General features: G+C 71.9%; 14 protein-coding genes. 10 read left to right on the forward strand and 4 right to left on the reverse strand.

Going from position 1 to position 13,815, the window contains the following annotated elements:
* Positions 1-36 precede the first annotated feature (36 nt).
* Positions 37-1,119 (reverse strand): 3-deoxy-7-phosphoheptulonate synthase, encoded by a 1,083-nt coding sequence (locus ABFX51_RS07780; RefSeq protein WP_346053124.1) that lies wholly within the window; start codon positions 1,117-1,119, stop codon positions 37-39.
* Positions 1,120-1,380: 261 nt separating this feature from the next.
* On the opposite strand from ABFX51_RS07780, the gene ABFX51_RS07785 reads away from it, so the two are divergent.
* Positions 1,381-2,406, forward strand: coding sequence for a 6-phosphofructokinase (locus ABFX51_RS07785; RefSeq protein WP_091509964.1), 1,026 nt, complete (start codon positions 1,381-1,383; stop codon positions 2,404-2,406).
* Here the strand turns inward: ABFX51_RS07785 and ABFX51_RS07790 are convergent.
* Positions 2,376-2,849: a group II truncated hemoglobin gene (locus tag ABFX51_RS07790; RefSeq protein WP_091509966.1), complete on the reverse strand. Its 474-nt coding sequence runs from the start codon at positions 2,847-2,849 to the stop codon at positions 2,376-2,378. The genes ABFX51_RS07785 and ABFX51_RS07790 overlap by 31 nt on opposite strands.
* Between ABFX51_RS07790 and ABFX51_RS07795 the strand changes: the two genes are divergently transcribed.
* Positions 2,835-3,113 carry a winged helix-turn-helix transcriptional regulator gene (locus ABFX51_RS07795; RefSeq protein WP_091509969.1) on the forward strand — a complete coding sequence of 93 codons (279 nt, stop codon included), beginning with the start codon at positions 2,835-2,837 and terminating at the stop codon, positions 3,111-3,113. The two genes, ABFX51_RS07790 and ABFX51_RS07795, sit on opposite strands and share 15 nt — an antisense overlap.
* A gap of 98 nt (positions 3,114-3,211) precedes the next feature.
* Positions 3,212-4,408: a glycoside hydrolase family 18 protein gene (locus tag ABFX51_RS07800; RefSeq protein ID WP_091509970.1), complete on the forward strand. Its 1,197-nt coding sequence runs from the start codon at positions 3,212-3,214 to the stop codon at positions 4,406-4,408.
* Positions 4,409-4,472: 64 nt separating this feature from the next.
* On the opposite strand, the gene ABFX51_RS07805 is transcribed toward ABFX51_RS07800, so the two are convergent.
* Positions 4,473-4,667, reverse strand: coding sequence for an antitoxin (locus tag ABFX51_RS07805; RefSeq protein WP_091509973.1), 195 nt, complete (start codon positions 4,665-4,667; stop codon positions 4,473-4,475).
* Positions 4,668-4,779: 112 nt separating this feature from the next.
* On the opposite strand from ABFX51_RS07805, the gene ABFX51_RS07810 reads away from it, so the two are divergent.
* From ABFX51_RS07810 to tesB, 3 genes are read left to right on the forward strand one after another with little or no spacing between them, the layout of a single operon-like run.
* Positions 4,780-5,445 (forward strand): DUF2461 domain-containing protein, encoded by a 666-nt coding sequence (locus ABFX51_RS07810; RefSeq protein ID WP_091509976.1) that lies wholly within the window; start codon positions 4,780-4,782, stop codon positions 5,443-5,445.
* Positions 5,446-5,501: 56 nt separating this feature from the next.
* Entirely contained in the window at positions 5,502-6,926 is a 1,425-nt protein-coding gene (gene pyk / locus ABFX51_RS07815; protein ID WP_346053128.1) for a pyruvate kinase, read from the forward strand.
* A gap of 10 nt (positions 6,927-6,936) precedes the next feature.
* Positions 6,937-7,839 (forward strand): acyl-CoA thioesterase II, encoded by a 903-nt coding sequence (gene tesB, locus ABFX51_RS07820; RefSeq protein WP_346053130.1) that lies wholly within the window; start codon positions 6,937-6,939, stop codon positions 7,837-7,839.
* Positions 7,840-7,845: 6 nt separating this feature from the next.
* On the opposite strand, the gene ABFX51_RS07825 is transcribed toward tesB, so the two are convergent.
* Positions 7,846-8,202, reverse strand: coding sequence for a hypothetical protein (locus tag ABFX51_RS07825; protein ID WP_091509980.1), 357 nt, complete (start codon positions 8,200-8,202; stop codon positions 7,846-7,848).
* Between the two features lie 229 nt (positions 8,203-8,431).
* On the opposite strand from ABFX51_RS07825, the gene ABFX51_RS07830 reads away from it, so the two are divergent.
* From ABFX51_RS07830 to ABFX51_RS07845, 4 genes are all read left to right on the forward strand, one after another.
* Positions 8,432-9,283, forward strand: coding sequence for a helix-turn-helix domain-containing protein (locus tag ABFX51_RS07830; protein ID WP_091509983.1), 852 nt, complete (start codon positions 8,432-8,434; stop codon positions 9,281-9,283).
* 58 nt (positions 9,284-9,341) lie between these two features.
* Positions 9,342-9,533, forward strand: a complete 192-nt coding sequence (locus ABFX51_RS07835) for a DUF397 domain-containing protein (protein WP_091509985.1) — start codon at positions 9,342-9,344, stop codon at positions 9,531-9,533.
* 153 nt (positions 9,534-9,686) lie between these two features.
* The gene (locus ABFX51_RS07840; RefSeq protein WP_091509988.1) at positions 9,687-9,881 is read left to right on the forward strand and encodes a hypothetical protein; all 195 of its coding nucleotides are present in this window, start codon (positions 9,687-9,689) and stop codon (positions 9,879-9,881) included.
* Between the two features lie 149 nt (positions 9,882-10,030).
* Positions 10,031-13,072: a helix-turn-helix transcriptional regulator gene (locus ABFX51_RS07845; protein WP_091509990.1), complete on the forward strand. Its 3,042-nt coding sequence runs from the start codon at positions 10,031-10,033 to the stop codon at positions 13,070-13,072.
* Positions 13,073-13,815 lie beyond the last annotated feature (743 nt).

The following is a 13,815-nucleotide window of genomic DNA, read 5'->3' on the forward strand; positions in this document are numbered from 1 at the left end:
ACGCTCCTCCGCGCGCCGCGCCCAGTGTGCCCGCGCTCACCGGCGCGCGACAGGACGGGCCAGCTTGTCCAGCAGCTCCGCCCGCATCGGCCAATCGAGGCACGCGTCCGTGATCGACTGCCCGTAGGTCAGCTCGGACGCCTGCCCCAGCACCAGATCCTGGCGGCCCGCCTCGAGGAAGCTCTCCAGCATCACGCCGACGATCCCGCGCTCGCCGTCGCCGATCCTGGCCGCCAGCTCGCGGACCACGCCCGCCTGCCGGACGTGGTCCTTCCCGCTGTTGCCGTGCGAGGCGTCGACGATCAGCCGCTCGGGCAGGCCGCTCGCCCGCAGCCGCGCGAGGGTGTCCCGCACGGTTTCCGCGTCGTAGTTCGGGCCGCCGCTGTGCCCGCGCAGGATGACGTGGCAGTCCGGGTTACCCGCCGTCGTGACGAGGGCGGCCAGGCCGTCGGCGTTGATCCCGGGGAACACGTGGCTCGCCGCGGCCGCGCGCGTCGCGTCCACGGCGACCTGCACGTCGCCCTCGGTGGAGTTCTTGATCCCCACCGGCATGGACAGCGCGCTGCACAGCTGCCGGTGCACCTGGCTGGCCGCGGTCCGCGCGCCGATCGAACCCCAGCTGACGGTGTCGGCGATGTACTGCGGGGTGATCGGGTCGAGGAACTCGCAGCCCACGGGCAGGCCGAGCGCGGAGATGTCGAGCAGCAGCTTGCGGGCGATCCGCAGCCCCTGGTTGACGGCGTAGCTGCCGTCCAGCCCGGGGTCGTTGATCAGGCCCTTCCAGCCCAGCGTCGTGCGCGGCTTCTCGAAGTACACGCGCATCACGACGTGCAGCTGTTCGCGCAGCGCGTCGGCCTTCTCGGCGAGCCGGATGGCGTAGTCGACGGCCGCTTCCGGGTCGTGCACCGAGCACGGGCCCACGACGACGAGCAGCCGGTCGTCGTCACCGTTGAGGATGTCGACGGTCGCGGCGCGCCCCTGCGCGACGGTCTTGGCGACGGCCGCGTCCATCGGGTGCTCCTGGCGGAGCAGGGCGGGGGAGAGCAGCGGGCTCATGCTCACGGTGCGCTGGTCGTCGAGCGCGACCGGGGTTTCCGCGGGGCCTGCGGCGATCTGCATGGCGGTTTCGGTCCTTTCGCGACCGGCCCGCCGTGTGCTGCCACCGAGCCGGTCTTCGTTCTCCGGCTCGTGGGTGGCTGGTTCAGCGCGCGGCGATCTCGCCGGCTGGCCCACCCAGGGCCGGCCCGCTAAACCAGAAATACCGCTGCACGGACACGACCCTACCAAAGCGGTGCACCGCTTGACCGATCAAGGCCGGGCTTGGCTACGCTGGCGCCCACAAGTGTGATCCAGGACAAACTTTCGAAAGGGCTGGTTCCCATGCGAGTGGGGGTGCTGACCGGTGGCGGCGACTGCCCCGGCCTGAACGCGGTGATCCGGGCGGTCGTCCGCAAGGGGATCGAGGCCAACGGCTGGGAGGTCGTCGGTTTCCGCAGCGGCTGGCGCGGCCCGATGACCGGCGACTCCAGGCCGCTGGGCCTCGACGACGTCGAGGAGATCCTCACCCGCGGCGGCACGATCCTCGGCTCCTCGCGCACCAACCCGTACAAGGAGGAGGGCGGGGTCGACAAGATCAAGGCCACGCTCGCCGACCAGGGGATCGACGCGCTCATCGCGATCGGCGGCGAGGACACCCTGGGTGTCGCGAAGAAGCTGACCGACGACGGCGTGGGCGTCGTGGGCGTGCCCAAGACGATCGACAACGACCTCGCGGCCACCGACTACACCTTCGGCTTCGACACCGCGGTGCACATCGCGACCGAGGCCATCGACCGCCTGCGCACGACGGCGGAGTCGCACTACCGCGCCATCGTCGTCGAGGTCATGGGCAGGCACGCGGGCTGGATCGCGCTGCACTCCGGGCTCGCCGGCGGCGCGAACGTGATCCTGGTGCCGGAGCGGCCGTTCTCGGTCGACCAGGTCGTCGAGTGGGTCGAGCGCCGGTTCGAGCGCATGTACGCCCCGATCATCGTGGTCGCCGAGGGCGCGCTGCCCGAGGGCGGCGAGGAGATCCTGACCAGCGGCGAGAAGGACGCGTTCGGGCACGTCCGGCTCGGCGGCGTCGGGACCTGGCTCGCCGACGAGATCGCCAAGCGCACCGGCAAGGAGTCCCGCGCGGTCGTGCTCGGCCACGTCCAGCGCGGTGGCACGCCGACCGCGTACGACCGCGTGCTGGCGACGCGGTTCGGGCTGCACGCGGTGGACGCGGTGCAGGACGGCGACTTCGGTGTGATGGTCGCGTTGCGCGGCACCGACATCGTGCGCGTGAAGCTGGCCGAGGCGACGGCCGAGCTGAAGACCGTGCCGCAGGAGCGCTACGAAGAGGCCGAGGTCTTCTTCGGCTGAGGCGCCCAGGGCGGCACAGCCCAGTCCCGGCGCGGCACCGGCTCGTCCGTGGCCGGTGCCGCGCCGGGGGCGGAGAACACGACCGCGAGCCTGCTGCCCCATTCCACGTAGCCCGCGAACGCCGCCCGGAACTCGGGGTCGGCGGGCAGGCCCGTCTCGTCCGCGGCGTCCATCAGCAGCGAGACCCACCGCCGCCGCTGCGGTTCGGTGATGCCGCGGCCCTGGTGCCTGCTGATCATGTGCGCGTGCCCGCCGCGCGTTCCGCTGTAGCGCGCGGGCCCGCCGAACACCTCGCCGAGCCAGTCGGCCACGTGCCGCGGGTGGCCGGGGTCCATGTCGCGGAACACGGGTTCGAGCAGGTCGTCCGCGAGCACCTTGGTGTAGAACGTCTCGAAGAGCCGGAAGTCGTCGGCGGCAAGTGGAAACCGGTGATCCTCGCGCACCTCAAGGAGGGCGTGCACCGGTACGGCGAGCTGCGGCGGCGGATGCCGGACGTCAGCGAGAAGGTGCTCACGCAGCAGCTGCGGGAGCTGGCGGCCGACGGACTCGTCGCCCGCACCACGCACGACGAGCGCCCGCCGCGCGTCGAGTACCGCCTCACCGCCGAAGGGCTTTCGCTCGGCCCGGCGTTGCAGGCCCTCTACGAGTGGGGCGAACGCCGTGCCGCCGCCACCGGCGTGGAGTTCGAGCCGGTACCGGAAAACTGACCCGACTTTCGTCGGGAATTCTGGTTCGGACCATTGAGCTAATGGTCTAGTCCACTTAACGTGCTGTTCGTCCCTGCTCGTCCGGCCGGGGAGGATGCATGTTCCGGAACCGCAAACTGTTCGCCGCCGCGGGTGTGCTCGCGGCGGCGCTGATGACCGTCACCTTCACCCCGCCCGCCTCGTCCGCCCCGGTGGGCAAGGTGCTCGGCTACTTCACCGAATGGGGCGTGTACGACCGCAACTACCACGTGAAGAACGTCGAGACGAGCGGCTCGGCGGCAAAACTGACGCACCTCAACTACGCGTTCGGCAACGTGACGAACGGCCAGTGCGCGATCGGCGACACCTACGCCGCCTATGACAAGGCCTACACCGCGGACACCAGCGTCGACGGCGTGGCGGACACGTGGGACAACGGTGCGCTGCGCGGCAACTTCGGCCAGCTCAAGCGCCTCAAGGCGATGCACCCCGGGCTGAAGGTGCTCTACTCCTTCGGCGGCTGGACGTGGTCGAGCGGGTTCGCCCAGGCCGCGCAGAACCCCGCCGCCTTCGCCGAGTCCTGCTACAACCTGCTGAACGACCCGCGCTGGGCGGGCGTCTTCGACGGCATCGACATCGACTGGGAGTACCCGAACGCGTGCGGGCTCTCCTGCGACACCAGCGGACCCGACGCCTTCCGGAACCTGATGGCGGCGCTGCGGGCGAAGTTCGGCGGCAAGCTGGTGACGGCCGCGATCACCGCGGACGGCACGTCGGGCGGCAAGATCGACGCGGCGGACTACGCGGGCGCGGCCCAGTACGTCGACTGGTACAACGTGATGACCTACGACTACTTCGGCGCGTGGGCCGCGAGCGGGCCGACCGCCCCGCACTCGCCGCTGACGTCCTACAACGGCATCCCCACCGCGAACTTCTACTCCGACGCCGCGATCCAGAAGCTCAAGTCGAAGGGTGTGCCGTCGAGCAAACTGTTGCTGGGCATCGGGTTCTACGGCCGCGGCTGGACGGGCGTCACGCAGTCCGCGCCGGGCGGCAGCGCGAGCGGGCCCGCTCCGGGCAAGTACGAGCAGGGCATCGAGGACTACAAGGTGCTCAAGACCCGCTGCCCCTCGACGGGCACGGTCGCCGGCACGGCGTACGCCTTCTGCGGCAACGAATGGTGGAGCTACGACACCCCGGCCACGATCGCGGGCAAGATGACCTACGCCCGCAACCAGGGGCTCGGTGGCGCGTTCTTCTGGGAACTGTCCGGTGACACCGCGAACGGCGAACTCATCACCGCGATGAGCAGCTGAGCGGTGCACCGCGAGCGGGCCGGAAGACCTTCGGGACGTCTTCCGGCCCGCTCACCCTCGGCACTCACGCGGGTGGCGGCTGCTGCCCCTGCTCACCCTGGCCGCGGGCGAAGTCCTTCGCCTTCTGGGCGGCCTGGTCGATCTGGTCGCCGTGCTCGCCCCACTTGCCCTTCGCGGCGTCGGCGGCCTTGTCGATCCCCTGGTCGGCCTTGTCCGGGTGCTGGCCCAGCGCTTCCTTGGCCTTGTCGAACAGATTCACTCGTCCGCTCCCTTCCGTTCGGTTCGGACCCGCAAGCAGTTCCCGCCGTGCGGGGGAGGCGAAACCCCGCGTCCCCCGACCCGGTGACTGTCGGAGTGACTACGGTGTCCGCGTGGAGTTCGTGGGATTCGGGGAGCACGCGGTCGAGTTCTACGACGGCCTGCTCGCCGACAATTCGAAGGCCTACTGGGAGGACCACCTCGCGCTGTACCGCGAGCACGTCCGCGCCCCGATGGAGGCGCTGCTCGCCGAGCTCACCCCCGAGTTCGGCCCCGGCTTCGGCGAGGGCAAGGTCTTCCGCCCGTACCGCGACGTGCGGTTCGCCAAGGACAAAACGCCGTACAAGACGCATTGCGGTGCGGTGGTCGAACAGGGCCGGGGCGGCGGCGCGTACTACGTCGAGCTGTCGTCCGAGGGGCTTCGCGCCGGCGGCGGCTGCTTCCACCTCCAGTCAGACCAGCTGGCGCGCTTCCGCCAGGCCGTGGACACCGAGGTGCACGGCGCGGCGCTCGAACGAATTCTCGCCAAACTCCGCCGGTCCGGCTGGCGGATCGCGGGTGACGTCCTGCGGACACGGCCTCGCGGGTTCGCCGAGGACCACCCGCGGCTCGAACTGCTCAAGCACCGTTCGCTGTACGCCATCCGCAGCTGGGAACCCGACGACACGCTGCACGAACGGGCGTGCCTCGATCGGGTGCGCAAGGCGTGGCGGCAGCTGCGTGACTTCAACGAGTGGGCACGCGACCACGTAGGGGTGAGCGAAAAACCCCGGCGCTGACTCGATCTCGGGATCGGTACAGACGGATCGGCCACAAGGGGCTACGCTGTATGAACGTGACCCGACGCGCGAAGATCGTTTGTACACTAGGCCCCGCCACCGCCACTCCGGAAAGAGTGCGGGCCCTCGTCAACGCCGGGATGGACGTCGCGAGGATGAACTTCAGCCACGGCAGTCACGGTGACCACAAGCAGGTCTACGACATGGTGCGTGAGGCCGCCGCGGCGACGGGCCGCGCGGTGGGCATCATGGCCGACCTGCAGGGCCCGAAGATCCGCCTCGGCACGTTCGCGGGCGGTCCGGTCGAGTGGCGCACCGGGGACGTCGTGCGCATCACCGTGGAGGACGTGGCCGGCACGCACGACCGCGTCTCGACCACCTACAAGGGGCTGGCGAAGGACGCCAAGCCCGGTGACCGGCTGCTCGTCGACGACGGCAACATCGGCCTCGTCGTCAAGTCCGTCGAAGGCCCCGACGTGGTCTGCGAGGTCACCGAGGGCGGCCCCGTCAGCAACAACAAGGGCGTTTCGCTGCCGGGCATGGACGTGTCCGTGCCCGCCATGTCCGAGAAGGACATCGAGGACCTGGAGTTCGCCCTCGAGCTGGGCGTCGACTTCGTGGCGCTGTCGTTCGTGCGCTCGCCGGCCGACATCGACCAGGTGCACCAGGTGATGGACCGCTCCGGCCGGGGCAGGCTGCCGGTCATCGCGAAGCTGGAGAAGCCCGAGGCGGTCTACAACCTCGAGGCGATCGTGCTCGCGTTCGACGGGGTCATGGTCGCCCGCGGTGACCTGGGCGTCGAGCTGCCGCTGGAGCAGGTGCCGCTGGTGCAGAAGCGTGCGATCCAGATCGCGCGGGAGAACGCCAAGCCGGTCATCGTCGCGACCCAGATGCTCGACTCGATGATCAACAACTCGCGGCCGACCCGCGCCGAGGCGTCCGACGTCGCGAACGCGGTGCTCGACGGTGCCGACGCGGTGATGCTGTCCGGTGAGACGAGCGTCGGGCGCTACCCGATCGAGACCGTGAAGACGATGGGCCGCATCGTCGAGGCCGTCGAGACGGACTCGCCGACCGTCCCGCCGCTGTCGCACGTGCCGCGGACCAAGCGTGGCGTGATCTCCTACGCCGCCCGCGACATCGGCGAGCGGCTCAACGCCAAGGCGCTGGTCGCGTTCACGCAGTCCGGTGACACGGTGCGCCGCCTGGCGCGGCTGCACACGCGGCTGCCGCTGCTGGCGTTCACGCCGGAGGAGAGCGTCCGCAGCCAGCTGTCGATGACGTGGGGCACGATCACGCACATCGTGCCGAAGGTCGACTCGACGGACCAGATGATCCAGCAGGTGGACCACGCGATGCTGGAGATGGGCCGGTACCAGCCGGGCGATCTCGTCGTCATCGTGGCCGGTTCCCCGCCCGGGACCGTCGGCACCACGAACCTGATCCGGGTCCACCGCCTGGGCGAGGACGACCACGCATAATGTGCGTCCTATGACCGAACTGGCGCGTGACGCCGCCGCGGGGCTCGACAGCGCCGGGGGGCTGGGCGGGCAGGCCGTGCTCGACCAGCTCATCGACCTGCTCGACCTCGAGAAGATCGAGGAGAACATCTTCCGCGGCGTGAGCCCCGCGCACTCGCCCGTCCGCGTGTTCGGCGGGCAGGTCGCGGGGCAGGCGCTGGTCGCCGCGGGCCGGACGGTGCCGGAGGAGCGGAAGGTCCACTCGCTCCACGCGTACTTCATCCGGCCCGGCGACCCGAGCATCCCGATCGTCTACGAGGTGGACCGCATCCGCGACGGCCGCTCGTTCACCACGCGGCGGGTCGTCGCCGTCCAGCGCGGCAAGGCGATCTTCGCGTTGTCGGCGTCGTTCCAGAAGGCCGAGCCCGGCCTGGAGCACGCCGACGAGATGCCCGACGTGCCCGCGCCCGAGACGCTGCCGACGTACGCCGAGCGGATCGCGCAGCTGCCCGGCACCGAGATGCTGCGCCGGCCGCGTCCCATCGACATCCGGTACGTGAACGACCCGCCGTGGCTGACCCGCGGCAAGGGCACCACCGAGGCCCGCAACCAGGTGTGGATGCGCGCGGACGGCACGCTGCCCGACGAGGACCTGCTGCACGTCTGCGTGCTGACCTACGCCTCGGACATGACGTTGCTGGACTCACCGCTGGCGCGGCACGGCGTGTACTGGGAGCTCGACGACGTCCACGGCGCGAGCCTGGACCACGCGCTGTGGTTCCACCGCCCCTTCCGCGCGGACGAGTGGTTCCTGTACGACACGGCCTCGCCGTCGGCTTCGGGCGCCCGCGGGCTGGCCACCGGCCGCTTCTTCGCCGCGGACGGCACGCTCATCGCGACCGTCGTGCAGGAGGGGCTGCTTCGCGTCCGCTGATCTCGTTCAGCTGACGGAGTGAAGATGCGTCGCCCGATGGCGGCGCGGCCGCGCCCGCCGTCCCGCCATCGACTCCAGCTTGCCCAGCCGGAGCTGCACCGCCAGGTACGCCCGGCAGGGCGTCGGCGTGCGGCGCCGGAACGACAGCCGTGCGGGCCCGGCGCACACCGGGCAGCGGCCGGACTGGTCCGGCTCGTGCGCGGCGAGCACGGACCGTAACGCCTGCACCAGAAGAGGGATCTCCCGACGGGCGAGTGCGATGGCCCTGTCCGCGTCGGACTGCCGCGCCAGCCGCGCCAGTTCGTCCAGCCGCTGGTGCACGGTGGCGGGCAGGGGATCGGTCGGGGTTTCGGTGTCGGGCACGCCGCCTCCTGGGGGAGCCGCCTCGTCCCGGTGTCCTGGATCACCCGAAACGGACGCAGGATGCCACCCTACATCCGCAGAGTGCAAATTGCAGTACACCGATCCGGGGAAAGTAACCCGTTCGGGTAGGGGTCGGGCTCCGGCTCCGGGGAGAATCGGCTGGTTAGATGTAGTACGGCGCTGACGACAAGACCGGGGAATGGCGCGGACTCAAGCGGAGGTGCGACAGGTGAAACGGGGTCAGGGTCCCACCATTCGCCGCCGGCGGCTGGCGAGCGAGTTGCGCCGGTTACGCGAAGCCGCGGATCTGACCATCGACGAGGTGGGCGAAAAGCTGGAATGCTCCGCGTCGAAGGTCAGCCGGATCGAAACCGGCCACGTCGGTGTCACTCCTCGTGACGCCAGGGACATGCTGGAGCTGTACGGCATCACCGGCGACGAGCGCGAGGCGCTCGTGCAGCTGGCGCGTGAAGCCCGCAAGCCCGGCTGGTGGCACGCCTACAAGGAGGTGTTCACCGGGACGTTCGTCGGGCTGGAGGCGGACGCCAGTTCCCTGCGCGCCTTCCAGGCGCTGCTCGTACCGGGGTTGTTGCAGACCGAAACGTACGCGAGGGCCGTCATCCGCGCGATGCGCCCGGACGCCGACGAGTCCGACATCCAGCGCCGCGTGGCCGCGCGCACCGCGCGCCAGCAGCTGCTGTCCGACCCCAACCCGCCCGAGTACTGGGCCGTCATCGACGAGGCCGTGCTGCACCGCGAGGTCGGCGGCAAGGACGTCATGGCCAAGCAGGCGCAGCGGCTGCTGGACCTGGGGCAGTTACCGCACGTGACCATCCAGGTCGTGCCGTTCACGGCCGGGGCGCATCCGGGTATGGAGGGCCCGTTCCTCATCCTCGGTTTTCCGGAGCAGGCCGACCCCGACGTCGTCTACGTCGACAGCACGTCCGGCGGTTTCTTTCTCGAACTGCCCCCCGACGTTCGACGTTATTCACTCATGTTCGATCATCTGCGTGCCGCGGCGCTCAAACCGGACGACTCGCTAGCCTTGATCGCCCAAGCCGCGGAACGATATTCCGCCTGACGGCGGGGTATTCCAGCCGGAGAAACACCACCGCGTGAAAAGTGAGGAGCGGGGAGCTATGGCGAAAGTTGAATTTCCCGGGGCAGCCTGGCGCAAGAGCAGCTACAGCGGCGGCGGCAACGACTGCGTCGAGGTCGCACTGCTCGCCGAGCGCGTCGGCGTGCGGGACTCGAAGGACCGTGACGCGGGCGCGCTGAGCGTCTCCCCGTCGGGGTGGCGTGGCCTGCTGACCGTCGTCGGCCGCGCCTGAGCCCTCCAGAGACCCCTTACACCGCCGAGCAGGGGCAAGGCGGGGTAAGGGGTCTTTTTCGTACCCGGACTGCGTGATCGACCGATGCCGCGCCACCGGCCTCAGGACGACTCTGAAGCTCACCGGAAGTACGACGAGTGGAAGAGGGACCCCATGCGCAACGACTGGATCTTCGACGCGGTGCAGGCCGAGGTGGCGTACCGGACCGAGGAGCTGCACAAGGCCTGGCCCGCCGGTGGCAAGCGGCGCCGGTGGCGGCTGGGCAGGAGGATGCCGGAGGTGAAGGTACCCCAGCAGCGGCGCCCGAGCCGGGACGAAGCGGTGCTCTCCGGGGCTCGGGCGCGTTAGACCACCGCGACGACGTGCGAGAGGGAGGCCAAGGGGTGGGCGAGAACACTTCGCGGCGGTACCGCGGAGCGGGACGTTCCGGACATCTCCCGCTGTTCGCTGACGGCGGGACGAAAACCGTTCCGGAACTGTCGGTGGGGTAGGACAGAATGCGTCTTGTGCCCCGTCTTGGTTCCGGAATCCCCCTGGTCGCACGTGTCGACGAGCTGCGCAGGCTCCGCGCCGGCTTCACCCGCGCCGAACGCGGTGAGGCCGGCGCCGTCCTGCTCTCGGGTGACGCGGGCGTGGGCAAGACGAGGCTGCTGACGGAGCTGGCCGAGTTCGCGGACGGCCGCGGGGCGCTCGTGCTCACCGGCCGCTGCCTCGACGTGCGGGAGGGCGGTCTGCCGTACCTGCCGTTCGCGGAGGCGCTCGGCCCGCTGGCCACCGCGGAGGACCCGGTCGTGGCCGAGGCCGTGCGCAGCCGCCCGGCGCTGGCCAGGATGCTGCCGCTCGCGCAGCCGGGGCCGCTGGCGCACACGGAGTACGTACCGGTCACGTCCGAGCACGAGGTGCCGTACCGGCCGCGCCCGGAGCAGGACCTCGGGCAGCTGCAACTGTTCGACGCGGTGCTGGGGCTGCTCACCGACATCGCCGCGCACCGGCCGGTGCTGCTCGTGCTGGAGGACCTGCACTGGGCGGACGGGTCCACGCGGAACCTGCTGTCCTTCCTGCTGTCCCGGTTGCGGGCGCAGCGGTTGCTGATCGTGGCGAGCTACCGCGAGGAGGACGTGCACCGGCGCCACCCGCTCCGGGGCATGCTCGTGGAGCTGGTCCGGCTGCCCGCCGTCACGCAGGTGGAGCTGCACCCCCTCAAGGAGGCCGACGCGCGGGCGTTCGTCGAGGCGCTGGCCGACGGGCCGCTGAGCCCCGAGGTGATCGCGAGCGTCGTGGAGCGCTCGGAGGGCAACCCGTTCTTCGCCGAGGAGCTGCTGGCCTCCTGCGAGGACCACGAAGACCTCCCGGCCGGGCTCGCCGAGGTCCTGCTCGCCCGGCTCGAACGCCTGTCGCCCGACGCCCGCCGGGTGCTGCGGGCCATCTCGGTCGCGGGCGAGTCGGTCTCGCACGCCGCGCTCGCCGAGGTGGCGGCGCTGGCGGAGGACGAGCTGGACGAAGCGTTGCGCGAGGCCGTGCAGCACCACGTGCTGGTGGTGGAGAAGGGTGGGTACACGTTCCGGCACGCGCTGCTGCAGGAAGCGGTGTACGGCGATCTGCTGCCGGGCGAGCGCACGAGGATGCACGCCGCGTACGCGGCCCGCATCCAGCGCATCCCGCAGGGCCGTGGGCACGACGCGAAGCTGGCGTACCACAGCCTGCAGAGCCGTGACTTCACGACGGCGCTGCCCGCGTTGCTGCTCGCCGCCGACGAGGCGGAGCGGCTGGGCGCGCCCGGCGCCGCGCTGCGGCACGTCGAGCAGGCGCTGGAGATCTGGGACGCGGTGCCCGCCGCGGCGCGCCCGCAGGACGTGGACGAGCTGCGCCTGCTCGCCGAGGCCTCCTACTTCGCGGGCACGTCCGGGGAGCCCGACCGGTCGATCGCGTACGCGCGCTCGGCGGTGGGGGAGCTGCGGGCGGACACCGATCTCGAGCGTGCGGTCAAGACGTGGCGGCGGCTGGCCGAGTCCCTGATGAACGTCGAGGGCCGGATCGACGAGGCGGTCGAAGCGATCGGGCAGGCGTGGGAGCTGGTGGCGGACGCGAAGCCGAGCAAGACCAGGGCGTGGGTGCTGGCGACCAGGGCGGCCATCCTGCGGGCGATCGACCGGTACGAGGAGGCGCGGCAGAGCGCGGAGACGGCGGTGGCGGACGGGCGCGCCGTCGGCTCGGCGGGGGCGGAGGCCTCGGCGCTGATCACGCTCGGCGCGCTCGACGACAACGCGGGCGAGTTCGAGGAGGCACGGGCCCGCTTGCGGGACGCCGGGCGCAAGGCGCGCGAGGCGGACGCGCCCAACGTCGAACTGCGCGCGCTGTGCCACCTCGGGTTCAGCTACGAGGACCACGGCGAGATCGGCCAGGCGATCGGGACGTACGAGCGCGGGATCAGGCGCGCCGAGGAGACGGGGCTGACGTGGAGCGCCTACGGGCTGGAGCTGCGGGCGCGGCACCTGCTGCTGCGCTACCAGTCGGGTGACTGGCCGTCGGAGTCGGTGACGGGGGCGCCGGCGCGCGGGGTTTCGAGCGTGCTGACGGCGCGGATGACGGCGTCGTGGCTGCCGATCGTGGTGGCGCGCGGGCAGTTCGGGCCCGCGGGGAAGTTGCTGGCGGAGTTGCGGCCGCACTGGCGGGCGGAGCCGCTGACGGCGATCGCGGCCGGCGGTGCGGGCGCGGAGCTGGCGTACTGGCAGGGCGATCACGAACTGGCGGTCAAGCGGGCCCGCGAGGCGATGGACTTCCTCGACGCGCTCGACCAGGGGTACCGGCTGAGCGGGATCCGGCTGGGTGCCGGTGCGCTGGCGGCGGTCGCCGCGCAGGCGCTCGCGGGGCGGCTCAGGGGTGACGAGCCCGCCGTGTCGGCCGCGGTGGAGCTGGGGGAGGAGCTGATCGCGCGCGTGCGCAAGGCGGTCGCGCTGGGCAGGCCGCGGTCGGGTTCGCTCGGGCCGGAGGGCCGGGCGTGGCTGGCCCGCGCCGAGGCGACGGCGCGGTGCGCGGTGGGCGAGCCGGATCCGGAGCTGTGGGCGCGGGCGGTGGCGGAGTTCGGCTACGGCGCGGTGTACGAGCAGGCCGTGTGCCGGTGGCAGTACGCCGAGGCGCTGCTCGCGGTCGGTGAGCCCGGGCGCGCGGCGGAGGAGCTGGCCGGCGCGCACGAAACGGCCGAGCGGCTGCGGGCGCTCCCCCTGCGTGACGCGGTCCGCGACCTGGCGCGGCGGGCGCGGATCGAGCTGCCGGGTGTGGCGGTGGAGGCGCCGGCGCCGCGGCGGGACACGGTGGACCCGCTGACGGAACGCGAGCGCGCGGTGCTCGAGCGGGTGGCGCTCGGCCGCACGAACCGGCAGGTCGGGGAGGAGCTGTACATCAGCGAGAAGACGGTGAGCGTGCACCTGTCCCGCGTGATGGCCAAACTCGGCGCGACGCGCAGAGCCGAGGCGGTGGCCATCGCCTACGACCGTGGCCTGCTCATGCGCCCGGCGGGGCAGTCGGTGGTGCGCACGTAGACCGCCCGCCGCTCCGGTACCCGCCGGGTGGGGTGCGGCGGGCACCGGAGCGACGGGCTCACCCGGATTTCGGTTTGGTGGGGGTTGTGGCGGGACGCGGGGGCGGGGGGCGTGCCGGTCCTGTCGCGGGGGTAGGCGTGGCCCGCAGGGCGGCTCGGGCGGGCGGCGGCTAGCCGCAGCCCGGGTTGGGTCGTGCCTGCCTCAGCCGTGCCGGGCTGCTCCCGCCTCAGCCGGGCCGTGACTGTGCCCCCACAGCCCCGCGTGACGGGATCGCGTCCGTCGGTCGCGACCCCACCGGCGCAGCCCGGGCGAGGCTGGGCCGCCTCCACCGGGCGAGGCCGCTCCTGCCGCAGCCGGGCGTGATCGTGCCCGGCGAGCCGCGCCCGCCTCCACGGGGCGAGATGGTGCCTGCCGCAGTCGCGCGAGGTCGTGCCCGCCTCGGCCGGGCGTGACCGTGCCGCCGCTGCCGGGAGGACTGTGGCCGCCTCAGCGCGGGTGCGATGTGCCGTCTCGGCCGGAGATCGTGCCTGCTCAAGCCGCGCGGGCTGTGCCGCCGCTGCCGGGCGTGACCGTGCCTGTCGCGGCTGGGAGTGACCGTGCCTGTCGCAGCCGGGCGAGACCGCCGCCGCCGGGCGTGGCCGTGCCTGCCTCCGCCGCGCGAGCCCGCGCCCGCCTCCGCCGCGCGTGATCGCACTGCCGCCGCTGGGCGAGACTGCGCCGCCGCAGCCGCGCGAGGTCGTGCC

The organism is Amycolatopsis dongchuanensis, from assembly GCF_039542405.1.
Classification (GTDB): domain Bacteria; phylum Actinomycetota; class Actinomycetes; order Mycobacteriales; family Pseudonocardiaceae; genus Amycolatopsis_E; species Amycolatopsis_E sacchari.